This is a genomic window from Photobacterium ganghwense, assembly GCF_003025595.1.
Lineage (GTDB): Bacteria > Pseudomonadota > Gammaproteobacteria > Enterobacterales > Vibrionaceae > Photobacterium > Photobacterium ganghwense.
On record NZ_PYMI01000002.1, the window covers coordinates 374,431 to 400,651 of the forward strand.

General features: G+C 50.9%; 19 protein-coding genes. 12 read left to right on the plus strand and 7 right to left on the minus strand.

The window, feature by feature from the left end; all coding sequences use genetic code 11:
- Positions 1 to 16 precede the first annotated feature (16 nt).
- Positions 17 to 451, minus strand: coding sequence for a thiol-disulfide oxidoreductase DCC family protein (locus tag C9I92_RS07550; protein WP_047887662.1), 435 nt, complete (start codon positions 449 to 451; stop codon positions 17 to 19).
- Positions 452 to 677: 226 nt separating this feature from the next.
- Between C9I92_RS07550 and C9I92_RS07555 the strand changes: the two genes are divergently transcribed.
- Together C9I92_RS07555 and C9I92_RS07560 are read left to right on the plus strand one after the other, a co-directional pair.
- The gene (locus C9I92_RS07555) at positions 678 to 1,406 is read left to right on the plus strand and encodes a response regulator (protein ID WP_047887663.1); all 729 of its coding nucleotides are present in this window, start codon (positions 678 to 680) and stop codon (positions 1,404 to 1,406) included.
- A 14-nt stretch (positions 1,407 to 1,420) separates the two neighbouring features.
- Entirely contained in the window at positions 1,421 to 2,707 is a 1,287-nt protein-coding gene (locus C9I92_RS07560; RefSeq protein WP_047887664.1) for an ATP-binding protein, read from the plus strand.
- A gap of 26 nt (positions 2,708 to 2,733) precedes the next feature.
- On the opposite strand, the gene C9I92_RS07565 is transcribed toward C9I92_RS07560, so the two are convergent.
- Positions 2,734 to 3,183 carry a DUF3429 domain-containing protein gene (locus C9I92_RS07565; protein WP_047887665.1) on the minus strand — a complete coding sequence of 150 codons (450 nt, stop codon included), beginning with the start codon at positions 3,181 to 3,183 and terminating at the stop codon, positions 2,734 to 2,736.
- A 301-nt stretch (positions 3,184 to 3,484) separates the two neighbouring features.
- Here C9I92_RS07565 and C9I92_RS07570 point away from each other — a divergent pair, with 301 nt between their 5' ends.
- Both C9I92_RS07570 and C9I92_RS07575 read left to right on the plus strand, forming a co-directional pair.
- Positions 3,485 to 4,075 (plus strand): hypothetical protein, encoded by a 591-nt coding sequence (locus C9I92_RS07570; RefSeq protein ID WP_053061942.1) that lies wholly within the window; start codon positions 3,485 to 3,487, stop codon positions 4,073 to 4,075.
- A 153-nt stretch (positions 4,076 to 4,228) separates the two neighbouring features.
- Entirely contained in the window at positions 4,229 to 4,885 is a 657-nt protein-coding gene (locus tag C9I92_RS07575; RefSeq protein WP_047887666.1) for a Qnr family pentapeptide repeat protein, read from the plus strand.
- A gap of 37 nt (positions 4,886 to 4,922) precedes the next feature.
- On the opposite strand, the gene C9I92_RS07580 is transcribed toward C9I92_RS07575, so the two are convergent.
- Complete coding sequence (locus C9I92_RS07580) at positions 4,923 to 5,885, minus strand: trypsin-like peptidase domain-containing protein (protein WP_053061943.1); 963 nt, start codon at positions 5,883 to 5,885, stop codon at positions 4,923 to 4,925.
- A 304-nt stretch (positions 5,886 to 6,189) separates the two neighbouring features.
- On the opposite strand from C9I92_RS07580, the gene C9I92_RS07585 reads away from it, so the two are divergent.
- A complete protein-coding gene (locus C9I92_RS07585) occupies positions 6,190 to 7,803 on the plus strand; it encodes a phosphoethanolamine transferase (RefSeq protein ID WP_047887667.1) in 1,614 nt (537 codons plus the stop codon).
- A gap of 8 nt (positions 7,804 to 7,811) precedes the next feature.
- Positions 7,812 to 8,171, plus strand: a complete 360-nt coding sequence (locus tag C9I92_RS07590) for a diacylglycerol kinase (RefSeq protein ID WP_047887668.1) — start codon at positions 7,812 to 7,814, stop codon at positions 8,169 to 8,171.
- A gap of 206 nt (positions 8,172 to 8,377) precedes the next feature.
- Here C9I92_RS07590 and C9I92_RS25255 read toward each other — a convergent pair whose 3' ends face one another.
- Entirely contained in the window at positions 8,378 to 8,578 is a 201-nt protein-coding gene (locus C9I92_RS25255) for a hypothetical protein (RefSeq protein WP_146149673.1), read from the minus strand.
- 368 nt (positions 8,579 to 8,946) lie between these two features.
- Here C9I92_RS25255 and C9I92_RS07595 point away from each other — a divergent pair, with 368 nt between their 5' ends.
- The 6 genes from C9I92_RS07595 to C9I92_RS07625 all read left to right on the plus strand — a co-directional run bounded on the left by C9I92_RS07595 (position 8,947) and on the right by C9I92_RS07625 (position 16,868).
- Entirely contained in the window at positions 8,947 to 9,870 is a 924-nt protein-coding gene (locus tag C9I92_RS07595; RefSeq protein WP_047887669.1) for a LysR substrate-binding domain-containing protein, read from the plus strand.
- A gap of 103 nt (positions 9,871 to 9,973) precedes the next feature.
- Positions 9,974 to 10,879 carry a carbohydrate ABC transporter permease gene (locus C9I92_RS07600; protein ID WP_047887670.1) on the plus strand — a complete coding sequence of 302 codons (906 nt, stop codon included), beginning with the start codon at positions 9,974 to 9,976 and terminating at the stop codon, positions 10,877 to 10,879.
- Between the two features lie 16 nt (positions 10,880 to 10,895).
- On the plus strand, positions 10,896 to 11,840 hold the full coding sequence (locus tag C9I92_RS07605; protein WP_047887730.1) for a carbohydrate ABC transporter permease: 945 nt from the start codon (positions 10,896 to 10,898) through the stop codon (positions 11,838 to 11,840).
- A gap of 6 nt (positions 11,841 to 11,846) precedes the next feature.
- Positions 11,847 to 13,130: an extracellular solute-binding protein gene (locus tag C9I92_RS07610; RefSeq protein ID WP_047887731.1), complete on the plus strand. Its 1,284-nt coding sequence runs from the start codon at positions 11,847 to 11,849 to the stop codon at positions 13,128 to 13,130.
- Between the two features lie 159 nt (positions 13,131 to 13,289).
- Positions 13,290 to 15,599, plus strand: a complete 2,310-nt coding sequence (locus C9I92_RS25665) for an HAD-IA family hydrolase (RefSeq protein ID WP_242551941.1) — start codon at positions 13,290 to 13,292, stop codon at positions 15,597 to 15,599.
- A 93-nt stretch (positions 15,600 to 15,692) separates the two neighbouring features.
- Entirely contained in the window at positions 15,693 to 16,868 is a 1,176-nt protein-coding gene (locus C9I92_RS07625) for an ABC transporter ATP-binding protein (RefSeq protein ID WP_047887671.1), read from the plus strand.
- Between the two features lie 80 nt (positions 16,869 to 16,948).
- Here C9I92_RS07625 and C9I92_RS07630 read toward each other — a convergent pair whose 3' ends face one another.
- From C9I92_RS07630 to C9I92_RS07640, 3 genes are all read right to left on the minus strand, one after another.
- Positions 16,949 to 19,858: an AMP-binding protein gene (locus tag C9I92_RS07630; RefSeq protein WP_047887672.1), complete on the minus strand. Its 2,910-nt coding sequence runs from the start codon at positions 19,856 to 19,858 to the stop codon at positions 16,949 to 16,951.
- Between the two features lie 233 nt (positions 19,859 to 20,091).
- A complete protein-coding gene (locus tag C9I92_RS07635) occupies positions 20,092 to 21,333 on the minus strand; it encodes a response regulator (RefSeq protein WP_047887673.1) in 1,242 nt (413 codons plus the stop codon).
- A 695-nt stretch (positions 21,334 to 22,028) separates the two neighbouring features.
- Positions 22,029 to 26,066 (minus strand): AsmA family protein, encoded by a 4,038-nt coding sequence (locus C9I92_RS07640; RefSeq protein ID WP_047887674.1) that lies wholly within the window; start codon positions 26,064 to 26,066, stop codon positions 22,029 to 22,031.
- Positions 26,067 to 26,221 lie beyond the last annotated feature (155 nt).

A 26,221-nucleotide genomic window follows, 5' to 3' on the forward strand; every position in this document is an offset into this window, starting at 1 on the left:
GTGTGCTGCCCGCTGGTTAACGATCTTGATTGCTGCTGCTTTCGCCTGTACAGGTTGTGCTGTCCAGACGACATGTCTGGCAGTATGAACGGCCCGTCAGCAGATAGGAAAAACGATAACGGTGTTGGGCAAAAAAACGGTATCCGGCATCGGCCAGGAGCCGAATCACGGGTAACCGGAGTAAGCCAATCCAGCGTTTTTGGCCAACCAGAGACCATGCGGCATAGGTCGCATCCAGCCCCAGCAATAGCTGACCGTTGGCGGTTTTACCATGCAGAATTTCCCGCGCTTTGACCGGGTCGATGTCTGGGTACCGTGTGCCGAAACCGTCTTGTTGAATATCTTCCAGACAGAGGCGCTGCAGCTGATCGGCATGGTGCAATCGCTGCATTTCAGCCACGCACAGTGGGCAAAAGCCATCATAAAACAGGGTCAGTGCAGGTGGTGTCATTGTCATATCCCTAAGCGCGGACTGTTATTTGGACTGTTCTGAGTATACGGCCTGCAAGGTAAAAAGAGATCACTGCATTGTAATTGCAAGGCAATCAATTAGTTAAAAAACCCCATTCAAAAAAGGTATTTTTACTTAAAAATTATCATACTATTTGGCATAATCGGCGGGTTGCTTTTTTTTGCTCTTATGTTGAACGCTGTTTTATTTTGTGTAGGTAGGGGTTATGACCAAAATTGTGCTGGTGGAAGATGATGCCAAATTATGTGACTTGCTGGGGGATTACTTTCGGCAACAACAGTTTGAAGTAATAACCGTCACCGATGGCAATGAGGCACCAGCTGTGATTATTCGTGAACAACCGGATTTGGTCATACTGGATTTGATGTTACCCGGCATGGATGGACTGAGTGTCTGCCGGAAAGTGCGTGCGAAAGTGAAGAGTAAAATCATGATGCTGACCGCCAGTGACGATGACATCGATCATGTGGCTGGGCTTGAAGTCGGGGCTGATGATTTCGTTAATAAACCCATTAAACCGCGCGTGTTACTGGCGCGGATTCGAATGTTGTTGCGTCGTGATTTGAATATGCCTTCCCCTGCAGAGTTCAGTGCATCTGGGGCTGGTGTTCAAGTGGCGACGGATCCCCAGTATCGCTATGGTGCGCTGACAATCAATCAGCGTCGTCGTACTTGTGAACTGGCTGGCCAGTCGATCTGTCTGACTGACAGCGAGTTTCGTCTGCTCTGGTTGCTGGCCAGTCAGCCTGATGAGGTCCTCACCCGCGATTACCTGGTAATGGAAACCCGGGGGATTCAGTACGACGGGTTGGATCGCACGATTGATAACAAAATTGTCAGCCTGAGAAAGAAGCTGGACGATAACCCGTCACTGCCGAGAAAAATCATTACCGTACGGGGTAAAGGCTACTTGTTCGTGCCGGATCGCTGGTGACACGGAGCGCAGAAATGAAACGGCTTTACCTGGAGTTTTTTGTTGGCCTGTCCGGGCTGTTTTTCCTTTGTGTGGTCGCTGTTTCCTACGTCACTGAGGAGCTGACACCGGACTATGAAGCCGAAATAGAAATTAGTTATGTCGCCAGTGTAATGCAGATTCTGGGGGATGTGGCGGCGCAGCGGGGGCAGGAGCAGGCTGAGCAGCTTTTTGAGGGCTTTGTTGAGCGAAGCCATCTTAAGGCAGAACGCTATAGTTGGGGGCATCCCACGCTGACTGCCATTGAAGCAGAACAACTGTTCAGACACGGTGCCGTTTTTGAGGATGAAAATCAGTATTGGGCGACATTTGGCAACAAGCAATGGATTTATTATCTAGAGCCAGACCGCACCCAGACGATCTGGCAATACCTTGATTATGAAGTCGGCTTCTTGTGGTTGTCGTTTGTGGCGACCTTTGCCCTTTACAGCGCACTGATGCTGAAAATTCTGGCGCGCCGCTTTCACATGCTGGAAGAAGCAACCATGGCTTTTTCTGACGGTGACTTCAATGTTCGCGCTTCGGAAAAGCCGGGCCATCGGGTCGGGCGGCTGAATGAGCGATTTAATCAGATGGCGGATAAAATCGCTGAGCTGATTGTCAGCCACAAGCAACTGACCAATGCGATCGCTCATGAGCTACGCACTCCGATTTTTCGGGTGCAGTGTCAACTTGAAATGCTGGAAGATACATCGCTGAACACCACTCAGCAGGGGTATGTGGCTGGTATTATGGATGATATGGAAGAGCTGGAGCAGCTGATTGATGAGCTGCTGTATTACGCCCGAATGGAGCGCTCCGGTATTACGTTGGCAATGAAAGAACAGGATGTCGCTGAAGTGCTGGCTCTGACTGTGAATCAGTGCCAGAAAGACACCAATAAGACGTTGCGTCTGGAGTGCCCGACCGACTGTACGTTTACTGTCGATGCGCACCATCTTGGGCGCGCGGTGTCGAATCTGGTGCGCAATGCGTTTCGCTATGCGGAAGACACCATCATCGTCCGCTCATACTGCCGACAAGGCAGGTTATATATCGATGTCGATGACGATGGATGCGGGATTCCGAAGGATGAACGGCAGAAAATTCTCCAACCCTTCTATCGTATAGGTACGGCGCGTGATCGGCAGAGTGGCGGGCACGGCTTGGGGCTGGCGATTGTCAGTCAGGTAGTGTCCATGCACCGTGGCGAATTGCGGGTCGGTGACAGCGATACGGGTGGGGCGAGGTTCACCATTATTTTGCCTGGGGCGTGTTGCTAAAGGGGGAAGCTGGCAAGGCCTGCGGTTTAACTGGCCAGCGCGATCAAATGCAACAGAGCAACGATGCCGGTCAGCCGATTTCGCATCGGCTGGTAGCTGGCGGGCTGCCCTTCTTTTTCAACTTCACGGATCTTTTTTTCGGCAAACCAGATAGCAATGAAGCCAAACAGCAAAGCCAGCAGTGACCAGACATAGTGTTCCGGTGATCGTAGCAGGACTCCCCAGGCGATCACTGCGAACAGAATACTCAAGAGTAAGGTATTTCGGCTCAGGGTGCTTTTGATATGATCAATCGCATTTCCCCACAAAATCCCGGCCAGAAAACTCAAAATAACCGCACTGTAGGCAATAAACACTTGTCTGGCCTCTAGGCCGAACAATGTCTTATCCAGCCAGATGCAGAGCAGGGTAATCACAAAAGGCAGCAGACCAAGGTAGGCCAAGCGGGACATCGTCTGATCGGGAGTCTGGGTCATCAGTGGCTTCCTTCAACGGAACTGGATAACAATGCAGGATGACAAAAAACATCATGTAAAAAAGCATAGTAGATTCTGACGGTTACTTCGTCTTGTTTGGGGGACGTAATGTCGCCCTCAGGTATTACGTTGGCTATGGTACTAGCACAAAATCGCAGTTAGTTCTGATAAACTCAATCATTCAGGCGCGCAAAAACTGACCGATATCAGGCCATTGCCGCCATCAATTTACATGATTATTACCAATTTTTTTTGTGAGGTATTACCATAGGATGTCAGCTGAAAAAGAATGAGAGAAAGAATGAATACGCCTTTACTGACTATTGTGGCCATGCTGCTTTTACCTGTTGGTTATATTCAGGCTGAGACGACGGAGAGCACGCCGGTTGTCTTTCAGTCAATTCCAGAAGTGATGACGGCGTTAGAAAGTGCTCCTGAATACCGAAAAAAAGCCGTCACGCTGGGCCGTTTACCGCATGCAGTCGAGATGGGCAAACCTTTCCCAACCTATGTGGCGGGTGAAGATGGTAAACCTAAACTGGAAACGGAAAATGTGGTTTCCGAAGGTATCGTGATTGCCCGAAACCCGGAACCGGTGATTGGCGCTGTGTATAACGAATGGCTGGTGCCGCAGGATATCTGGACAAAAAACTACGGTGAATTACCGCTGTTTGACAGTTTTATGCCGTTTAAACGAGTGAAAACTATTAAGGCCATCCCGATCACGGAAGAAGTTTTGAATTGGTTGGGCAGTCAGGACGGAAGTACCGCGATCATTGCGGTTGACTGGAATGAGCAGGGCATGACGGTGTACAAAAATGGCTACTTGTCAGATGGCGGGTATGGCATTGCGCCGGATGAAATGGAAAAGACGTACGAGCGTGTTGAATAACCCTGTTTAAAGTCGCTGAGGATTTCATCGCATTACCCGTCAATCAGCGGTCAATACCCTCGAAAATTTCGATAACACAAATTAAGAATTAAAAGACTGCGCGCCATTACGCGATTTTCGTCTGAGCTTAACCCCGATACAGGAAACGAACACATGCACGTTACTCACACCACTTATCATGACCAGAAATTTACCGGTGATGATCTGCAGCAGGCAACTTTTGAGCACTGCATTTTCATCCGGTGTGATTTCAGCCGGGCAGATTTGAGTGAGGCGCAATTTGTGCATTGCCAGTTTATTGAACGGGGTGAGCAGGACGGCTGCTCATTCAGCTATACCAACCTGAAGGAGGCGAGCTTCAAGCACTGTAATCTCAGCATGGCCAGCTTCTATGGCGCTGAATTGTTTGGCGTCGAAATGCGTGACTGCCAGCTTCAGGGGGCATCGTTTCAACGTGGTCGCTTTGCTAACTATCTGACACAAAATACTTATGTGTGCTCGGCGTACATCACGCGCTGCAATCTGTCCTATGCCGACCTGGAAGATGTTGCTTTGGATGAATGCGAGCTGTTTGAAAATCGCTGGACTGGCGCCAACCTGCTGGGGACATCAATGAAAGGGGCGGATTTGACCAACGGGGAGTTCTCTCAGGATGTCTGGGGGCAGTTTGATGTAACGGGGGCAAATCTCAGCCATGTTGATCTGAGCGGACTGGATGTCAGACGGGTCAACCTTGAAAATGTCACTATCTGCGAATGGCAGCAAACTCAGCTATTGGAGAACCTGGGTATTTTAGTGTTGCAGGGGTAGAAAGAGAGCCCACTAAATGAGAGTGGGCTTATTTAAATTAAGCCTGCTTTAAGCAAACAAGTGGAACTGTGAAACCTTGGCTTTTTTCAGCGATCTCAGATGTAGTGACTTTTTTCTTGTTAGTTGAGTTTTGAATTCGTACTTCTGATTCATTCAGGAACAAGTTGATCATAGAGGATTTAATTGCATCCTTATTAATATTAGTTATAATTCCTATTACATCACCATATTCAGAGACAACAGGCCCACCAATGTTTCCATTATTTATCTCATTGGTTGTTTTCATGAAGCGAATATCATTATTTTTACCTAGCGCTGAACTGATAATCCCATCTGTGATCTTTCCTTGATAGGATGGAATTTTTGAGTTTACAACATCGGATAGGTCATACCCAAAGGTGTAGGTTTTATCACCTTGTTTTGTTTTTGTTTGTGAGCTGATTTTTGCATAGTTACTGACAGGCGAGTTTAGCTTTAGCACGGCTAGACCATTGTTTTTGTCTGCTCGTAAGACGGTTGTATCGTGAAGTTGACCATTACGTTCAAAACTTATTTTAGTACATGAGTCAACCATCTGGCTGGTTGTAAGTAGGTGCTCGCTACTGATAAAGAAACCTGATGCTCTCTTATTTAGATCTGGAACATAACTTATGCCTTGGTAGATATAGTTATAATTATTGACTGTGGGTTTATTATAAGGAGCGACATCAAAACTTTGTAGAGCTCCGTTTGACATTGGAATCCCATTTACTTCAGTGACGTTACAATTTTTACCACCAGACTTAATACATGTTTTATTTGCCATCTGAATGGCTTCTTCTTCTGTTTCTGCTCCCCATGCTGCTCCGGCAACATTGTTAGTACCAATTGAATAAGCCTTGTTGTTTGGCTTAGCTCTATATTGATTATATAAAAAATCGGCACTGGTCATTGTTGTTTGACAGCCAGTTAAAAAGAAAGCAGCAGTGATAAACCCAATTGTTATTTTATTTTTATTCACACTTATGTCCCGATAATATAATGAGAAAATAAATAGGGATGACTATTTATTCCTATATTAATGAGAAATTTACTTTTAGAGTATCTCTGAAGATTAAAAATGTTAATTGCTGAACAAAAAAAGAGAAAATAGCGGTCTGGAATCGTCGAATGAAGTCGTTTTTCATTTGATAATTACAGTCCTTATCCTGATGACCTAAAGGACGATGACAATCCCATACATTGTCACAAACTAAAATCTCATACTATTGCGCACTTGATTAAATTGAACGCTGTTCCTATATGTGCATATCAAGGCTGTGGATATGAGATACCGCTTAAGTAGCTCCACGTTTACCCTCATTGTCGCCCTGTATTTTACGCTGTTTCAGAATATTGCCTTGTGGCAACACCTGGCGGTGCTCTTTTATCAGCAGCCGGGGTGGAGCTGGGGTTTTGCACTCAGCTTGCCATTAGTCATTCTGACCCTGATGAATCTGGTTTTTACCGTCTTGATTTGGCCCAGAGGGTATCGCTGGATGCTGATGGTGCTGGTTGTGGCATCTACGGCGGTGACCTATGGCATGAGCCAGTTTGGTGTGGTCTTCGATTACGGCATGATGGTGAACATTTTCGAAACAGACTTCCATGAAGCCACCAGTTATCTGTCCCTGTCTGTATTGTGGTGGTTTTTGGGGCTAGTCGTATTGCCGCTATGGGCGGTACAACGGGCAGAGGTTCGTTTTCCTGAAACAAAACGGCGATTGCTGATATCAAAATGCTTGAGTTTGAGTGCATCGGTGCTGATTCTAGTCGTAATCGCTGGGGTGTATTACAAAGATTATGCTTCGTTGCTGCGTAACCATAGCGAAGTAAAATCATTGATTAACCCGACAAGCTACACCAGTGCCGGATTTCGGGTGCTCAAGAACCGGTGGTATGAATCAAGGGTTCCATTCACTCAAATCGGTACCGATGCGGTGAATCTGAATGCCGGTAACACGTCGCGGAATGTGATGGTACTGGTTGTCGGGGAGACCGCCAGGGCCTCAAATTATGCCCTCAACGGGTATTCACGCAATACCAATCCTTTTTTAATCCACGAAGATGTTCACGCGTTTCGTCAGGTCGCGTCATGCGGGACTGCCACTGCGGCTTCATTGCCTTGCATGTTTTCCAATATGCGCCAAGAGGAGTATAGTGCTGCTCTTGCCCGGCGACAGGAAGGGTTGTTGGATGTACTGCAGCATGCCGGAATTGATGTGCTGTGGAAAGACAACAACAGTGGCAGTAAAGGGGTCTCGGATCGGGTGAGGCATATTCAGATCACACCGGATCAGGATGCTGCCCTCTGTCCTAACGGGATATGCTTTGATGGTATCTTGCTGAAAAATATGGATAAGGAGCTGGCAGCACTGAAAGGTGACGGAATTATTGTTTTGCACCTTTTAGGAAGTCACGGTCCGACTTATTACCAGCGTTATCCGGAGTCGTTTGAAGTGTACAAACCCGTATGTCGAAGCAGCGAAATACAACATTGTTCGGCGGCAGCCCTGCTCAATACCTACGACAATACGTTGGTGTACACCGATTACATTCTGAGCCAGGTCATTATCAAGCTAAAAAGGATGGGCGATACGGTGAACACCGCGATGCTTTATCTGTCTGACCATGGGGAATCGCTGGGTGAAAAGGGCATTTATTTGCATGGAATGCCTTATACTATCGCTCCGGAAACTCAAACCCGAGTGCCGATGATTACCTGGTTTTCAGCGTCGTATCAGCGGCAGCACAAGATAAACAGGGAATGCGTTAGCAGACTGGCCAGAAAAGCAGACTTGTCGCACGATAACCTGTTTCACACTGTGCTGGGCATGATGCAGGTACAAACCCGTGAGTACGATGCTCATTTAGATATTTTTGCTATTTGTAAGGAATAACGTTCATCATGAAACCCGGAGCAACAGGCGTAAAAAGAATTTTTAATGCAGCAGGCTATTCGGCAAAAGGACTGATGGCAGCCTGGCGGCATGAAGAAGCCTTCCGATTGGAAGTGATGATTCTGGTGGCTGCCGTGGTGGTCAGTTGGTGGTTACCGGTGACCCCGATTGAGCGTCTGGCTATGATTGCCAGCGTCGTGCTGGTCATAATTGTGGAGCTGCTGAACTCCGCCATTGAAGCGGTGGTCGATCGCATCAGTGATGAATACCATGAGCTGTCAGGTCGGGCGAAAGATATTGGCTCTGCGGCGGTGATGGTCAGTATGATTCTGTGCGGACTGACCTGGCTGGTGATTTTACTGTTCTGAAGCTGAGAAAGTTAACAGACAGCTTCTCGTTAACTATTCCAGCAATAGCGTTCAACGACAAAAGGCTGCCTTCGGGCAGCCTTTTGTCTCTAAGTGGCTTATACGCTTCGTTTCGCCCAATGGCGTAGTGTGCGCGATATACCTCGCGACTCCCCCCTTAATGAGCGATCACCTTAGTAAACATCATATTAGTAAACGATTCGCAATTAGCTACGAGAGATTGTCCATTGCTCGTCACAATCGCGGCAGACCAACGTGGCATCGCTGATGCTCTTGCTGGTGATATCCGTATTGGCAGAATCACACTTAGGGCAGTGAGTACGGGTCGGCGGACAATTAATGTCGACACACTGATTCTGGTTATCTTTCGTTTTCACCATAGGTTGGTTGCATTCTGGGCACAACATAAATAAACACTCCTTATCAAGCGGCTGACACCTTGTCAGCGATGCTTTTCGTTATGTGTATTTTATTTTCCTGACTGGCGTTGGCAGGATGCTAAGCGACCAAAAGTGCGGAAAATAAAATACAGCGCCTTTATTATCACTCTTCATCCGGTATGACCACTTTCCGGGGGATGTGATTACCGGTTTGTTGATAAGCTTCATAAAAACGACAAAACAGAGGATTATGCTGCTATCCGTCTGGATATGCTTTGAATTTCACGTATTTTGTTCATGGTTAATTTTCCCTTGTGTCATCATAGTGTCTTGCTGATGTAACTTTACTGTCAACTGGTTGCATTACTTTGCCTGTTTTTTAACGAGGGTAAAGGATGTTGCCTCCACTACGTGCACTGGTTGCATTTGAAGCGGTTGCCCGGTTGGGTTCCATTGGTGCAGCGGCGCGCGAACTGCACGTTACCCAGGCCGCTGTCAGCCAACAGTTGAAGAGTCTGGAGCAGTTTCTCGGCTGTGAACTGTTCGAGCGCAGCCAGCGTGGCGTCAGCCTTACGTCGGCCGCTCAACAGTATTTGCCTGCGGTAACGGGATCCCTGCAACACCTCAGATTGCAAACGGAAATGCTCTTCGGTAAACAGCAGCCCGATGTCTTGCGGGTTAAAGCTAATCATTCTATCGGCCATAACTGGCTGATCCCCAAACTGAAAGATTTCACCACCAAGTTTCCTTTTATACGCCTCGATTTGTCGCTGGTGGACTGGCCATCCCGCGAACCGTGTATTGAGGCAGATGTGGAAATTACCAACGGATTTATCGACAGCAAACATACCCGGGCAGAGAAGCTGTTTCAGGAACAATGGCTGATGGTGTGTTCGCCGACCTTTAAAACACAGCACAGTGAGGCGCTGGCTCGTGGTGATGTGTCCAGCCTGCCGGCTATTCAGGTCAAAGGTTATGAAGAAAGTTGGATGCAGTGGCTGACACATCACAAGCGGGTAGCGGTGGTCCCTAACGTGCAGTTGGAGTTGAGCAATTCCCTGCACGGACTGGAAGCCGTCAAACAGGGGATTGGCATGATGCTAGTGCGCTCGTTAGTGGCGGAGCGGGATCTGCTGGCCGGAAGGGTGGTGCTGGCACTCGAAGGGGCAATGCCTTCTGAATCCGGCCATTATCTGATCACCCCTAATAAACGTGCGGCCAAAGTGAATTTTTTCTGTGACTGGCTGCATCAGCAAACCCAGGTCACGGAAGAAGCTCATCCCCTTACTTCGACTTATCTGTCGGGATATACCCCCTAAGAAAAACTTATGGCAGGCAAAGGAAAATATGACGCTGGTTCAAATATACCTGTCACAGAGCCTGCCTAGGATAGCCCTATCTCGACACAGAACGACTCGAATCATGAAACTTACGCTGCAAACATTTCAAAGCAATGCCAGAGTGCTTCATAGCAATGCCAGGGTGCTGCTGTTCATTGCCCCTCTGATGGTACCTTTGCTGGCATTCTGGATCATTCCTTTTGGCTGGAGCGTGTATATCAGCTTTACGGACTGGGATTATATTTCACCTGCCTATGATCTGGTTGGCATCGAAAATTACCAGTACATGCTGGAAGACGGCGACTTTCATCAGGCGCTGATGAACACATTCCTGTTTGCTTTGGGGGTAGTCATTCCGACCGTCGCGTTGGGATTGATGTTTGCCTTGCTGTTGCAGAAGAACTTTTCCGGCAGCCAGCTTTATCGGGCGGTCATTTTTTCTCCCTGGATCACCCCGACTGTCGCTATATCGATTGTCTGGTCGTGGGTGTTTGAGACCAAAGCCGGTCTGGCTAATTTGCTGCTGGCCAAATTGGGCATGGCACCCATTACCTGGCTGGAAAGCGGTGACAGCGCCATGATTGCAGTCATCATTGTCACCGTTTGGCAGGCCATCGGCTGGACCATGCTGTTTTACATTAGTGCGCTGAATAAGATTCCGGTTTCGCTCTATGAAGCGTCGTTGATTGATGGTTGCAGCCCGGTAACCCGTTTTTTCAAAATCACGCTGCCGCTGATTTCCCCCACCACGTTTTTTCTGGTGATCGTCAACATGATCACTGCGATTCAGGCCTTTGATCAGTTCCAGATCCTGACACAAGGTGGGCCGAGCGGCAGTACCCGCACCTTGCTTTATCTCTTCTACCAGCAGGCATTTGAGCAATATGACATGGGGCCGGCGGCGGCTACGTCGTTAATTATCCTGCTGATAACTGGGGTGCTGACACTGGTTAACACCATTATGGGTAAACGCTGGGTGTATTACTGAGGAATTCGCGATGGTTATGCAATCGACATTTGAATCTAAGCCTTTTGAATCTAAGCCTTTTGAAAATAAGCCACTTGAACAGGGCACCCCATCGGCTGACACGGCAGCCACGAAGCGACTGTGCTCATCTTGGCGGGCAGCAGGCATAACAGCGGTAAAGCATGTGTTTCTCTCGTTGTCCGGCATTGTGATGGTTTTTCCCTTCATCTGGATGCTGTCCGGTTCAATGAAATCGAATGACGAGATATTTGCCAATCCTCTCAACATCATTCCGGCTCAGATCCGCTGGGAAACATTTTCCGAAACATTCGCGCTGGCGCCTTTCGGGCAGTACATCTTCAACAGTTTTTCGGTCGCATTGATGACCACTTTACTGGTACTGGTCACCTCTTCGATGTTTGCCTACGCCATTACGCAGTTGCGGTTTCGAGCCCGTGGCGTGCTCTATGTCGTGGTGATGGCCTGCTACATGCTGCCGGGGGCGGTGACATATATCCCATCCTATATCACGCTGGCGCGTATGGGGCTGCTCGACAGCCATACCGGGCTGGTACTGTCCAATGCAGCCAGTGTGTTCGGGGTGTTTTATCTGCGTCAGGTCTTTCTGAAAATTCATCCGTCGCTGGTTGAAGCTGCGCGTATAGACGGTGCCGGGGAGCTGAAAATTCTGTGGGCTATCGTGTTGCCGCAGTGTAAGGCAGCACTCGCGACCTTGTTCCTCATCACGTTTATTACCAACTACAACAGCTACATGTGGCCGAGCTTAGTGATCACCTCGCAGGAGCTTCACCTGATCGCTACAGGTATCCGTCAGTTCTTTATTGCTGAAGGGAACTATGGCCTTAACTGGTCGCAAATTATGGCTGCCAGCACGATTGCGGTGTTGCCGCTGCTGATCCTGTTCATGATTTGTCAAAAAACAATTTTGTCCGGCATTGCCGATAATGGTGTGAAAGAGTAAATGGATATGAAACTAAAAACACTCGCAATTGTATGTGCAGGCTACGCAACCAGTTCATTGACTTTAGCAGGCAGTGCCATGGCGCAAACGGAAGTCAATTTCTGGTACTCCGGTGGAACCAAGCCGCAGCAAATGATGGCCAAGCTGATTGATGAATTTAACAACAGTCAGGATGAATACGTTATCAAAGGTGCGTTACAGGGTAACTACAAAGAGACCTACCAGAAACTACAGGCCGGGATGGCATCAAAAACGGCACCGGAGTTTGTGCTGCTGAACTCGGTGCAGGCGGAATCTATGGCTGGCCGAGAGCTAGTTCGCGATCTGCGCCCGTACATGAATGCTTCATTCAACTTTGAGGATTTCATTCCGGCGTTTCGTCAGCAGGTGACATACCCGGACGGAACGGTCTACGGGCTGCCGGCCTACGGAACGACTCAGGTGTTCTACTACAACAAAGCTAAGCTGGCTGAACATGGCTTTACGGAGGCCGATCTCTCCACTTGGCAGGGCGTAGCTAAAGTTGCGGCTAAAGTGGCTGAGAAAGATGGCAAAGGGAAAACTTCCTACTACGGCTGGGAGCCAATGTGGGGTAAAGACAACCTGATGGATGCCGCTTTTTCTAACGGCGCAAAAGTGATCAGTGATGACGGCAAAACGGTGCTGATTGACTCGCCGGAATGGGTTGAAGTGTGGGAAAGCTTCCGTAAGTGGATTCACGAAGACAAGACCATGCGCATTCATCACGGTGGTCAGGGTTGGGAATACTGGTACAAAACGATCGACGATGTGATGAAAGGCCGCGCGTTGGGCTATACCGGATCTTCCGGTGATCAGGGGGATCTTGATTTCACCCAACTGGCAGCAACCACACAGCCGGGCTGGGGGGCACATCCTGCCGCCCCTCAGGCGGGCGCGCAGATTTTTGTGATGCCGACCGGCACCGATGAGAAAGCCGCAAAGGGGGCGTTTGAGTTTATGAACTTCTACACCAATGCGCTGAATACGGCACGTTGGTCAATGTTTACCGGTTATATCCCGGTACGTGAAAGCGTGAAAAATGTGGATGAATATCAGACCTACACGAAGAAAAATCCGCAGGCGCTGATCCCGCTGAAACAAGCGGCGACAGCCAGCATGGACTTCTTGGATCCGACAAACGGCAAGATCATGGATGCGTTGGCTATCGCGGCTGATCAGGTGCAAATCGAGAATATTCCAGCTGAAAAAGCCCTGAAGCAGGCTGCAAAACGTGCACAGCGTGCGTTGGATCGGGCGAATCGTTCTTAGCCGTAATCACGACCTCTTAATACAAAGAGCTATCCACCACTAACTATCTACAAAGAGCTCTCAAGAAGATCTACCAAACAAACCGGTAGTAAGGCTTGTCTGTTCGAGGCAATGCCTTGCTGCCGGGCGCTCTGTGACCATCCTGTTGAATGAGAAATGATGATGCTGAATTTTTCCGGTGAACTGACCTTTGGCCGCCGTATCGAAACGTTTGAGGTACTTGAAGGTACGACAGCGATTTCCCTCAGAGGAACTACGGTAAAAAAAGGGTTTCTTTACGCCTACCTGTTTGATGCCAACCAGCACCTGCGTGCCGGAATTCTGTGGATGAAGCCAGAAAAAGACGTAGTGATTACCCATGATTCCGCCTCGTTGGGCGGCTTGGCGGGGGAGTTGCCCGCTGGTACCTGGTCACTTCACTTGTACAATCTGGAGGGGGAAGATCGCTCTCATAAACCGATGCAGTACCAGGCCGAAATCCGGTTTGATGTTGCGCCGGTGATGATGGGGTTGCCAACGGTACCGAATTTGCAACCGGATAACCGGATTGCGTTTGATTACAGTGCGCTAAAAAAACCGGCGGCAGGCTGGTACAAAGGGGACTTGCACGCTCATACCCTGCTGTCGGACGGGCACAATACGCTGGAAGCCGCAGCCGCAATCATTGAAACGCAGGAACTGGATTTTATGTTCCTGACCGAGCATAACCTTTGCCACCCGGCGTTGCCGGATAGCGAACACACACTGATTCTGCCGGGTGTCGAAATCACGACGGACAAAGGTCATTTCAATGTGCATGGTCCATGTCGGGGATTGGCGATGTTTGAGGCCAAACACGCCAGTGCTGACTTGATTGAGCAGGGCATTGCCATGGCAGGAAAGAACATCCCAGGCGCGTCCAGCCACCTTGGGAACATCAGCATTAACCATCCGATGATGAAACCCTGGCATTGGCAATATGCCGATATGCCGCTGGCGCAGGTCGATACGATGGAAATTTGTTGCGATCCGACCTGGTCGACTTCACCGGCTTCCACTGAGCAGGCACTTGAAGTGTTAACGGCTATGTGGCAGTGCGGTCACCGGATTTACGGCGTCGGCGGCAGCGATTCACACCTTGAACCACACGAGCGTAACCCCAAAGCGACAGCACCGTCGATTTACGGTGATCCGGCGACATACGTGTTTTCACATGGCCTGAGTGGTGAAGGCATTTTGGCGGGACTGCGTAACGGGCATGTGTACCTGGAACGTCAATGCGGGCTGGTGGTCAGTATTAATCTTGGTAGCGTGCTGCCGGGGCAGGATGTCGGCGACAGCGTCGTGCATTTTCAGCTGACGGTGAAGGACAAGGTGAATGACTATTACGCGGAATTTATCGCGGACGGTGACGTCATCGCCCGCCAGGCATTACAACTGGAAGGGAGCGGGCTCAAGACCGAGGTTGAAGTCGAGATGGCACGCTACCACTGGCTGCGGGTGGATATTCGCCGCGGGACTGTGCCCAGCGATACGCAGCTGAGCCGCGGTGAACGTGGGGAATTTGAAGGGCTGATTAATCCCGTTTTCAACGGGCAGCACGTTCTCTTTGCTGAGCCAGTGGTGACTACCTGGGGGGAACTGATGGCCAGCGACAGCATGGCTGCTATCAAGCAGGCAAATCATCTGGCCACGCAACAGAGTACGCAGAGTAAACAGCAGAAAGTCAAAGGCGTGTTGTTTGATAAAGACGGCACCCTGCTGGAGTTTCATCACATGTGGCTCAAGGTGGCGCAGGGGGTTGTCAACGCGTTGTTGGCGGCGTACCCGGCCCGCAGTGACATAACCGATGAAAAAATCGATGCAGAAACTGATGATGCATCAAGCGACGTGACGGCGCAAAGCCTGCTGACAGCAATCGGCGTGTTCGGTGAACGGGTCGATAACCATGGTTTGCTGGCATCGAACCCGGTTGAAGACACTGCCGATGCCTGGTATGCCATGTTACAACCTTCCTGCTCTCGTGACGCTTTTACGTGTCAGGTGAAAACCTTGTTTAATCAGCAAGTCGAAGCGCAGCCAGAGCTGATCCAGGCTCTGCCGGGGATTGAAGAATCGCTCATTAAACTGAAACAAATGGGCTATAAGCTGGGAATCGCCACCGCTGACACCAAAGCCGCCACGCTGTACTCCTTAGAGCAATCTGGTCTGCTGGGATTGTTTGACTTCATTGGTTACTCCGACGGCGATATTGCCCCGAAACCCGCGCCAGCGTTAATGAATGCGTTTTGTGCCCATTGTGATCTGACGCCGGATCAGGTGGTGATGTTTGGCGATACCGTGTCTGACATGGTATTCGGCCGCAATGCCGGTGCCCGTCGGATTGGCGTGCTGACCGGAACCGCGACTGAGGAAGAATTACGCCCTTACGCCGATTTTGTCCTCCATTCAGTGGCAGACTTTTCACCCAGCCTGCTTGAAACGGCGTAAGCCGTGATGCATCGGCTCCAATGGCCCTATGTGCAAGCCTAGGGCCAGTTGGGGCTGACAACATGAAAAACAGAACAGAGACGGAAAATAAACATGGCTGAAGTAGTGCTTCGGGACGTAGCAAAAACCTACCCGAACGGATTTAAAGCAGTGAAGGGGATCGACCTGACGATCAAAGAAGGTGAGTTTATGGTTTTTGTCGGGCCGTCAGGGTGCGCCAAATCAACCACATTGCGTATGATCGCCGGTCTGGAAGAAATTTCCGGTGGCGATATCCTGATTGGCGACAAACGGGTGAACGATTTGCCGCCAAAAGATCGGGGGATTGCGATGGTGTTTCAGAACTATGCTCTGTATCCGCATATGTCGGTGTACGACAACATGGCCTTTGGCCTGAGGCAGCAAAAGCTGGATAAGCACGACATAGACAGTCGGATCCGAGAGGCTGCAGAGACGTTGGAAATCAGCCATTTGCTGGAAAATAAACCGGGTGAAATGTCTGGTGGCCAGCGACAGCGGGTTGCGCTGGGACGGGCAATGGTTCGCAAACCGGATGTTTTCCTGTTCGACGAACCATTGTCTAATCTTGACGCCAAATTGCGGGTGTCCACTCGGGTCAGTATTGCTCAGTTGCACAATGATCTGAAAGCGGAAGGGCAGACGGCCACCATGATTTATGTCACGCACGATCAGGTGGAAGCCATGACTCTTGGCGATCGTATCTGCGTGCTTAATCAGGGAACAATCATGCAGGTGGACACGCCCATGAACCTGTATCGTTACCCGGCCAACAAGTTTGTCGCCGGGTTCATTGGTTCACCGGCGATGAATCTGGTGAAAGCCAGAGTGCAGGCAGAATCCGGTATGACATTTATCGAGCTGGGAAATGGCATGAAATTGCCGCTTCCTGCGGATAAAGCACAACAAGTTACGCATAAATTAGGGCATCAGATCTGGTTCGGGTTGCGACCGGAGCACATTCATGTCGTCAGTATGTCTGAGAATGATTTGAATGATGCAACGGTGCCGGATGTCAATCCACGCGAAAAGGCGCCCCAGAGCCAGAAATGGCACCGTATCGATGTTGTTGAGTCGATGGGCAATGAACTGTACCTGTATTTTCAGACCGGTGACGATAAGCTGGTGGCCAGGATCCCGTTTGATCCGGCGCAGGACATCCGCCATGGCGACAACAGACTGATGCAATTTGATATGAATCATTGCCATCTGTTTGATATCGACACCGAGCAGGCTTTGTTGCTTGGCTGATAGGCATCTGGCGACCGGCATCTGGCTGATTAACGAATCAGTTCGGTACTTATCTCGTAGGATGATTTCTATCAGGGCGTTTATCGGGTGGTTTCATGTGCCAGATCCGGCTCACCACATTGGGCGAGAATCTCTGCCCGGGCTCGGTTTCTCAGGGTCAGGACGGCATGCCAGTCTTCCCCGTTCGGATAAATCGGTTGGCCGATGATGACGTCGATTGCGCTGCGCCGCGGAAATAATGACTGGTCACGCAGCATGGATCGGGTGCCGCGCAGCGTAACAGGGATCACGGGCAGTTGCTTGTCCACCGCAATCTGAAACGCGCCGAGATGGAAATCATGCAGCCCAGCCATGCGGTAAAGGGTGCCTTCTGGAAAAATGGTCAGGGGGCTGGGGCGCATGGAGGCCTCGGCCAGCTTCTGGCTGTCACTCAGGCTTTTTTCGGTATCAAACCGTTCAACGAAGTGAGTGCCCAGCTTTTCCAGAAAAATACGGGCGAAGGTATTCCCCAGTAATTCCGACTTGGCCACAAACTGTAATTCGCGGTCTGTCGCTGCAATCACCATGATACCGTCGAGATAGCTGGCGTGATTGACCACCAGAATACCGGGTGTACCTTTCGGTGGCAGGTGAGATTTGCCCTGCACCGTAAACGGCGTCGCGGTTAGCCAAAGCAGAGTACGCGCGCCCCAGCGGGTGACCCGCCAAGCGAGGTGGCTTGGCAGCAGGGCAACCAGCAACCACACCGGCGGAGCCAGTAATCCCAGTATCAGCCACATATAGCCGGCAAACAGGTAACTTTTTGCCTGACGAACAAACTGGTTCAGGGTCGGCTGCATACCCGCCACCGCAACCCGAAGGGTCTGCCACCAGACGGCACGCTGTGGGGCATTGAGTGTGCCGGTGTCATACAGATGGCGGCAGGAAGAACGGCGAATTTTACCGCTGGAGGTTTTCGGGACGGTATGGGGCGGGCACAAGGCAATATCGTCAACGGGAATGCCCAGTACCTCCTGAGCCGCGGCCTGAATCCGGTTACGAAGCGCCGTTTTATCCTCTTCCGTGCGCAAGTTCGTTTCGGCCAGCACAATCAGTTGCTCTGTGCCGTTTCGGGTGTTGGTATGAGCAAATGCTGCCACACATCCTTTGCGTACCCCGGGTAGCTGGCTGACGGCAGCCTCCAGCTCATGGGGATAAATGTTACGACCGGCTTTGATGATGATGTCTTTGCAGCGTCCGGTCAGAAACAGTTCTCCGTCGATGGTCAGGCCGCGGTCGCCGGTCCTCAGCCAGTCCTGGTGATATAACTCTTGCGTTTTTTCCGGTGAGCGGTAATAGCCCTGCGTGGATGACAGTCCTTTAAATTCCAGCTCTCCTTCCTGGCGTTCCGGCAGCTCCCGCCCTTGGCTGTCAACAATCCGGATCTGGTGCCCCGGTAACGGATGGCCCAATCCGATTAAGGGCAGGCTATCGGCAAAGGTATGATCGGGGTGAGGGGTCGGGCTGGTGTGAGGCGTTGAGCCAGGTTGGTGTTGAGGCTTCTCTGGTTTGTTGGATGTTACCGCGATGGCTTGCCCGGAGCGAAAAAAGGTATCGCGGTCAATATATTCCACCCGTGGGGCTCGGGGTTGCATCGGGAAGGTCAGCCCGACGGTAGATTCCGCCAGTCCGTAAACCGGCGCCATCGCTTCCGGGCGAAAACCGTACCGGGCAAAGCGTTCGGTAAAACGGGCCATGGTATCGGCACTGATGGGTTCGGCACCGTTCCAGGCCCGGCGCAAACTGCTGAGATCCAGCCCTTGCAGATCACGCTCATCGATTTTGTTGACGCACAGTTCATAGGCAAAATTCGGGGCGGCAGACAGGGTGCCTTTGTGATGGTGGATCGCCCACAACCAGCGCTGCGGTTTGGCCAGGAACAACAGCGGCGACATAATAACCAGCGGAATGGCATGGTAGAGACTGCCAAACCAGGCTCCGATAAGTCCCATGTCGTGATAGACCGGCAGCCAGCTGATAAACACGTCATCAGGCGTCGCGCCGACGGCCTTGCCCATGGCCCGGACGTTGGTCAGCAGGTTGCGATGTGTCAGGGTGACGCCTTTCGGAGTGCCGGTACTGCCGGAGGTATACTGTAAAAACGCGATATCATCTGCTTTGGCTTGCCCGACATGCACATAGTCCTGATCGGGGGCGATTTCATCCGGTGTTACGATGTGCTCAATGCTGGTTGCCTGCATGCGCAGCAGCTGGGATAGCGGTTTGGCTTCGTTGACGGTGATCAGCATACGCGCGTCTGCATTCTGCAAGATTTTAGCATGGCGCATCAGGTGATCTTCCAGCTGAGATGGCCGTGCCGGCGGATATATCGGAACCGGAATTGCCCGTGCGTACAAGATGCCGTAAAAGCAGAAAAAATACTCGTTGCAGGTTGGCAGCATAATGGCAACGGTATGCCCCGGCTCTATCCCCGCCGCCAGCAGCCCCTGCGCGATTTTTCGCGCACGTTCATGAAGCACCTGATAACTGATGATTTCCACGTCATCGGCATTTTGGTAGACATACAGGTGAGGGCGATCCGGATGATGCTGCACATGCCAGTCCAGTAGCTCCTGCAAGGTTTCCACTTGTTCCGGGGCTTTTTCTGCTTTTTCCAGATGAATTTCGCCAATATTGGCTTTTACTGCACTGGGAGCCTGGAGGGCACTGAACACTTCGTTAAGGAGATCGCGCGGGGTTTCTATGGTCGCCAGTGCCTGATCAGACAAAGGTACGGCAAAGCAGACTTCTGTACGCTGGATGAGCTCAGCCCGGATTAAACTGTCAAAACCCAGATCGCTGTCCAACTGACTGTCCAGCTGTATCTCGGGTAAGGCCGATGTGCCTTGATTGGCTTCACTGGCCAGTTGTTCGATGAGTGCCAGCAACTGTTGGGCAGCCTGTTTAGGATCCAGTTCCGCAGTCGAATGGGGGATATGGCTGTCCGGCATCGTGCACACCCTGCTAATGGTATTTGATTTCAATTATCTGCCTACAAGTGTAGACAACAGAAGGGAAAATGCAGGAACGGACGGTGATGGCTACAGAAAGTCGCAATGACAGAGTAGGGATTTTACAGTGTAAAACCCCTACCAACTGCATGTCTGTTGGATAATTACCACGGCAGACATGACATGATAAATGATGCCAAGCGAAGACAAGCGAATGGGTTACAATTTCGCTCTTATGCTTCTTTCACAATGCGGTTACGGCCACTGGATTTGGCACTGTACAGGCAGGCATCAGCACGTTGGATAAGTTCATGAATCCCGGTTTCAGCGTGTACCACACCCAGGCTGATGCTGTAACGGATTGGGTTGCCGAGAATAGTGAGTTCCGTGTTGGCAATGTCTTCGCGCAGAATATCCAGCCGACGCTCAAAAATTTCGGCGGAGTTGCCATATAAAATGCAGAACTCTTCGCCACCGAAGCGGGCGACCAATGCATCCGGGAAATAAGCTTCCAGCCGTTTGGCCAGCTCAATCAGTACCATGTCGCCAATGTGGTGGCCATAGGTGTCGTTAAGACCTTTGAAGTTATCAATATCCAGCAGCGCCAGACAGCGCGGCCCGCTGTGCTTCTTGACCTGCGGGTGTTCAAAGAAATAGCGGCGGTTCCATGTCTGGGTCAGGTAGTCTTTGTTGGCCATCTGGAACAGGTTGCGCTCTGAGTCCATGATGTTCAGCGTACTGTGAAGACGGCAATAGAACTCTTCCTGATTAAAGGGTTTTTTCAGGAAATCATTGGCACCGGCTTTCAGAAATTTAGCGGTCAGGGCATTTTCATCGCTGGCGGATAACCCGATGATGGCCATCTGCCCCGGTCGAAATCTGCGGCGCAGTTCTTTCACCAGGCTGACTCCATCCCGTTCAGGCATGCTGTAATCCGTGATCACCAGCGAGATTCCTTTTTCCTGTTCAATCAGTGCCAGGGCCTGATTGACATTACTTGCTTCCAGCACCGTCAGATATTGGCGCTCAAGCAGACTGCGCGTGTATTTACGGGCGGTAGCGGAATCATCCACGACCAGAGCTTTGTGGCCCGCATTGTGTTCCAGGCGCTTGAGAATTGGAATGATACTGCTGATACAGGTTGGGCTGTCCTTCGGGACATAATCGATGACGGTTTTAGCCAGCACCCGTTCACGCGTCAGTTCGTCCATCATGGCGGTGAGCACGATCACTTTCACGCCGACTGACAGGCAGACGTCAATGATTTCACCGTCCTGACCGTCCGGTAGGCAGTAGTCAAGAATGGCACAGAGAAAGTGGGTGCTTTCGTCAAGAATCCGTTCCGCTTCCGCGATGGTTTCAGCAATCACAGGCGTATAACCGGCTTGTCTTAGTTCGCTTTCAATGACTCGTCGAAATGGGCGGCTATCTTCTACGACTAATACTTTTTGCTCGTTTGCTTCAAAATTTGTCATGCCTGTTTAATATCGCGGATACACGGTCGCATTATTATGATTTATTTTATTTTTAGATACAAATAACAGTTTTGATAAAAGTGATTATTGCGCTGTGAAATGTATTTTCTGCCAATTTTCCTGGAATAAAATAACGGAAGATAATTCGGACAACACTCTCTGCTCTGTGACGTGAGTGATTGTTAGCAGAATAAAAGACCTACTCCGGTTGTTAGGCCGGTCGGTGTTTGCTGACTTTTTCACTACTGGCGTCTTAGTTAAAGTTATGATTTTTATGTTTTATTGTTGGGGTTTGTTTGGATTTTATATGCTTTTGAGGTCCAACATTCTCTGAACTTATTTATTGTCGCAAAGTGAACAAAAGCCGGGTAAATATTCCCCTATATTTTTAGCGTTTTTCTTACGGCAATATTTTTGTCGTGAAAAAATACGGATTAAGAGAAAGATTATTGAGCTCATTCATGTTGATGAAATGCGTCTAATTGAGCGGGATTCATTCACGGCACGGCCTTTTTTCTAAAAAGTGTTGTGTCTGAATGAGAGTCAGAAAAGAGGTAAGCATTTTAGTGCTTGTTATTTTACCCTGTTTTTTCCGTACCTGTTTTTCCGTAACAGTAAATAACGTAAAGCGAACAGGTGCCCTGGAAATGTGGACGGTAGGTACCAAAAAGCCAGCCCGAAGGCTGGCTTTTGTATTATGAATTATAGTGTTGCCAGATTTGTTCGCACTGTTGGCTGCCATCGGCAGGCAGGGGTTTTTCAACCAGCCAGCGAATGGGGGATATAACCGGGCTGGTTGTAAAACGGACGGACGTTTCCAGGATCGCTGACATCGGAACCGAAAAATCAAATTTCTCAAACTTACCGTATACCTTTATCGGCGTTTGCAGACTGAAAATCTGGGCGCGTTTCGATTGTGGTCGCAGGAACAGCGAGAAATCACGGTTTGCGTAACTGGCATCAAATTCCCCCTGAACCTGAATCCGCGAGGTGTCCAGTAACATCTCTTTTTGCTTCAGCGCGCCCTGATTCACATCGATCGCTGCCGCGACACAATTGAGCACTGATGGGTCATTGTTGGTGAAGTTAGGGATGATCGCATCGGTCAGGCTGACTGCCCAAAGGTCAATCAAATCGGCTTCTAACTGTTTTGGCCACGCTGCAACGCCGATGTGTCCGTTGGCATTGTTCATCAGGGTGTCCGGAGAATTGGCCAGACTGCTCAGGCGAAACTGAGTGCTCAGTTTGCCGTACATACCACTGTCCGGCGCCAGACGACGGGCCAGAATACCGTAATCGAAGTTGTCTATGTTGCCATTCAGACGGATGTCAAACATCTCGTCTTTTGCTTTGATTTGACTATCGAGCTGAATATTCCCGCCCGGTAACTGAACGAACATCGGTTTGAGTGTAAACAGGCCATTTTCCAGCGTCCAAGCCAGCTGACCGGCACCCAGCCAGTCTTTTCCGGAACGAACTTCGCCCACATTAAGGTTAAATTGCGCATTGAATTTATCGAGTCCCTCCGGGCTGATGAACGGGGTCGTCATGGCCGTGCCTTCATTGTCTTCAGTGGCGCTGGTATCGCTGGTTTTCCCTTTCGCGGCAGTCTGCTGTGCCGTGTCTTTTTCCGTCACAGGAACCCCGGCTTTTGCCCATGCGGCCCAGTCACCCACTTTAAAGTCATCCAACTGTATAAACGGGGCTTTCAGCGCTAATTCAAGACGCGGACGGGAACCGGCTTTCAGCGGTGGGAGAAAGGCACCCTGACCGGTCAGCGAACTTTCGTTTACCTGTACCAGCAGGTCACGCAGATGGTAACCCACGGCATCCAGATCCAGCTGAGCTGTCACATTGACCGGACCGTAAGGCGGCATGTCGATGCTGGTGAAAGGCTCCAATCTATCCAGATTCGGCAGTGAAGCGTCAAATGTCAGTGACAGATCCCGAGGGTTGATCGGCAGCGCAAGGTGGGAGCGGGCATTGAATGCCATGTCACCCAGCGAAGCGCGTACAGTAACCGGCAGTTTTTCCCGACCATCGTTGACTGCCTTCAGCGACAGCGAATCCAGGCTGAAGCTGGCAACTTGTCCGGCCGCCATGCCACTCAGGGTCAGGCGGGTTTGGGTGTCCGGCCCGGTGACAAAGTGGCCTCGGTCGAGTTTCACCGCCAGCGCTTTACCGGTGTAGCTATCAGCAATGCTTGCGCGACCGCCGCTCAGCTCGGCGCTGACTTGTGCATGCTCCATCAATTCGAGTACGGTGCGGCCTTCCAGGCTGACAGCCAGACGGGCTTGTGCCAGGTGCATATCAAACGAATCAGTGATGTTAAACTGGTGCAGAATGGTACCGATATCCGGATTGTTGACGGCCAGATTGAGCTGGGCATCAATATTGGCGGCATTGATGCCAAAGGCGATGTCCCCTTTATACAGGCTGCCGGCGTAGTGAGCCTGAATCGGCGCCGCTGCCATACGTCCGTTGCGGACTTTGCCACTGAATGACAAGGCGTCCATTTTCTGATTGGCCCATTTTAAGGTATCAACACTGACGTTTAGATCGGCATCAGCAATCACCATCGCCTCTCCCAGCAGGGGAACATCCAGATTGACCCCTTGGGTTGGGACGGTCTGCTCTACTTCAGGCAGGGAATCATCATTTATAAATTGGCCGAATTGGGTAAAATCTAGCTGTCTGAAACGCGCGTCAAGGGCCAGGAAGGGGCGCTGTTCATCCGGTTTCCAGCGCAGATTGACATTGCCCCGGCTTTTGAGCAGGGTCAGATCGGGCATGGCCAGGTTGATCCAGCCTTCACGATAATCCATTTTGCCGCTGAAACGTACCGGGCCGCTGATCTGGGACTGTGTGCCCAACCACGGGCTTAACCGGGCGGCATCCGGGCTGTTGACGTTCAGATTCAGCCAACTGCCGTCACGCCAGCGGGACTGTTTCAGCAAACCGTCTGCCCGTACTGTCACTGCCGGACTGTTGATTTCCAGCTGTGCCGGCCAATCGCGTTCAGCAAGCACATCACCCAGTGTGCCCCCTTGTGCCTGAATGCGAGTGGGCAGTCCCATCAGCTGACCATCAAGCGTTGACGAAAACGGCAGGTTCATACCGGCTTCCAGTCGGGCCGTCGCTATGCTGAAGCTGGCGCTTTCGCCCCATTTGACCAGCGCTTCATCAATAGCCAGACCGACCTTGGCGTTGTCCAGCCATTCGCTCAGTTTGGTGCCTTGAGTGTCAACCGATAACGCGGCATGTTTCAGAATACCGCTGGCGTGCGGGATCCCGGTCAGCCATTGCGCCATTTCCCCCAGCGGAGAATTGTCTGCACCCAGTGTAATTGCCACTGTCGAGGTCCAGTCGGTAGCATCCAGTGTGGCCTGTCCCCGGAACGGCACTTCGGCAATATCCGCGGTCATTGGCGCTGACAAAAGGCCGTCTTTTCCATTCACAGACAGCGACAGGTTTTCGACTGAGGTCCCCAGCCCTTTTACTTCATGGATGTTGAGATCCAGCCGGGTGGAAGTGTTGACCAGCCACTGCTCAAGCGCCCGCTGCAATGGAGATTGCTGAGGGGCCGAAGCATAGGCGCGCATCATCGGCTCTGGCTCCGGGGCCAGCCACGGACGCAGATCAATCAGCGGTACGGTGAGCTCACCGTCAATGGTGGTGTGATCGCCAAGAGTGACAGCCAAAAAGCCCTGTCCCTGCGTGACCGGACTGTCAATGTTCAGGTCGTTGATTGCCAGTCGCTCTGAAGAGCCTTTCAGCGACGCCGTTACGGTCAGCGGTGCGGCTGGTTTGACGTCCAGACCCAGCAATGCGGTAACAGGGCCGGTATCACGCCAGTGCAGGCGGATATCGGCCTGAGAATCTCCGCTGTGCCAAGGTACAATATCGGCATCAACCGTCAGGGAGGCGCCGGCCAACTCACCGTTGACCTGCAACTTGCCTTGCTGCTGATTGAGCAGTTGTAGCAGATCGCCACGCAGATCAAGCTGATATGCTTGTCCCATGACCGCGCCCTGGGCCAGCAGCTGCCATGCGCTATCGTCCTGATTCAGAGAAAGGCTTTCCAGATAGCTGTCATAGAACAGGTTTTCCTGGCGGTCCTGATAAATCAGCGAGATATTTTTGGCTGAAATCTTATCACTCAGGGTGAGATGCAGTCCGGCAGATGCAGAGTCTGGTGTTGTTTGAGGTGCTGGCTGGGATACAGGTTGAGCTGCGGCGATCCCGTTGCCGAGTAACCAGTTCGCATGCCCGTCTGCGTCTTTCCCCAATTGGACCTGGATGTCTTCCAGCTCCAGATAATCTACCGCCAGCGTACCGGTCAGCAGTGGAAGCAAGTTGACCCGGGCGTTGAGCTTGCCCGATTGCAGCAATGGCTGCCATTGAAATGCCTCGGTGTTAGCAACAGAAATGGCTTCGAGCTGTATTTCCGGGCTGAATGAGAGCGCCAGGCGGATATCTCCCTCGATCCGGGTTTCCCGCGCCAGCGTATCGGTCAACCACTGACTGATTCTGGTTTTATGTGGGGTCAGATCGACGTCAATGCCGACGCTCAGCAGCGCAGTCAGCGCCACTGTCGGTGTCAGAACGCCAATACCAGTCCATTTGGCCCATTTCCTTAATTTAAACTTGCGTAAAAGGGTTTGCTTCTCTGGCGAACCGGCGTTGTTGTTCGTTTGAGCGTCAGGAGAAGATACTGGTTTTTTTGATTGCATAATCTTATGAAGGATGACGTTGGGTAAAGGCGCAGCGTTATCGCCGCAGCCGCCTACGAAGGCGTTCCCGAATGCTTGTGACGTTGACGTGAAACGCGTACAGATCACTGCCAATACCGTAATTTGGCGGCACCTTAACACAAATCAACGGGTAG

Coding starts and splice junctions, on each gene's coding strand:
- C9I92_RS25255 (WP_146149673.1), bottom strand. CDS start 8,578: ATGTTGTGCCCAGAATGCAACCAACCTATGGTGAAAACGAAAGATAAC.
- C9I92_RS07640 (WP_047887674.1), bottom strand. CDS start 26,066: ATGCAATCAAAAAAACCAGTATCTTCTCCTGACGCTCAAACGAACAAC.
- C9I92_RS07595 (WP_047887669.1), top strand. CDS start 8,947: ATGTTGCCTCCACTACGTGCACTGGTTGCATTTGAAGCGGTTGCCCGG.
- C9I92_RS07610 (WP_047887731.1), top strand. CDS start 11,847: ATGAAACTAAAAACACTCGCAATTGTATGTGCAGGCTACGCAACCAGT.
- C9I92_RS07630 (WP_047887672.1), bottom strand. CDS start 19,858: ATGCCGGACAGCCATATCCCCCATTCGACTGCGGAACTGGATCCTAAA.
- C9I92_RS07570 (WP_053061942.1), top strand. CDS start 3,485: ATGAATACGCCTTTACTGACTATTGTGGCCATGCTGCTTTTACCTGTT.
- C9I92_RS07550 (WP_047887662.1), bottom strand. CDS start 451: ATGACACCACCTGCACTGACCCTGTTTTATGATGGCTTTTGCCCACTG.
- C9I92_RS07625 (WP_047887671.1), top strand. CDS start 15,693: ATGGCTGAAGTAGTGCTTCGGGACGTAGCAAAAACCTACCCGAACGGA.
- C9I92_RS07635 (WP_047887673.1), bottom strand. CDS start 21,333: ATGACAAATTTTGAAGCAAACGAGCAAAAAGTATTAGTCGTAGAAGAT.
- C9I92_RS07575 (WP_047887666.1), top strand. CDS start 4,229: ATGCACGTTACTCACACCACTTATCATGACCAGAAATTTACCGGTGAT.
- C9I92_RS07560 (WP_047887664.1), top strand. CDS start 1,421: ATGAAACGGCTTTACCTGGAGTTTTTTGTTGGCCTGTCCGGGCTGTTT.
- C9I92_RS07600 (WP_047887670.1), top strand. CDS start 9,974: ATGAAACTTACGCTGCAAACATTTCAAAGCAATGCCAGAGTGCTTCAT.
- C9I92_RS07565 (WP_047887665.1), bottom strand. CDS start 3,183: ATGACCCAGACTCCCGATCAGACGATGTCCCGCTTGGCCTACCTTGGT.
- C9I92_RS07605 (WP_047887730.1), top strand. CDS start 10,896: ATGCAATCGACATTTGAATCTAAGCCTTTTGAATCTAAGCCTTTTGAA.
- C9I92_RS07590 (WP_047887668.1), top strand. CDS start 7,812: ATGAAACCCGGAGCAACAGGCGTAAAAAGAATTTTTAATGCAGCAGGC.
- C9I92_RS07585 (WP_047887667.1), top strand. CDS start 6,190: ATGAGATACCGCTTAAGTAGCTCCACGTTTACCCTCATTGTCGCCCTG.
- C9I92_RS07555 (WP_047887663.1), top strand. CDS start 678: ATGACCAAAATTGTGCTGGTGGAAGATGATGCCAAATTATGTGACTTG.
- C9I92_RS25665 (WP_242551941.1), top strand. CDS start 13,290: ATGATGCTGAATTTTTCCGGTGAACTGACCTTTGGCCGCCGTATCGAA.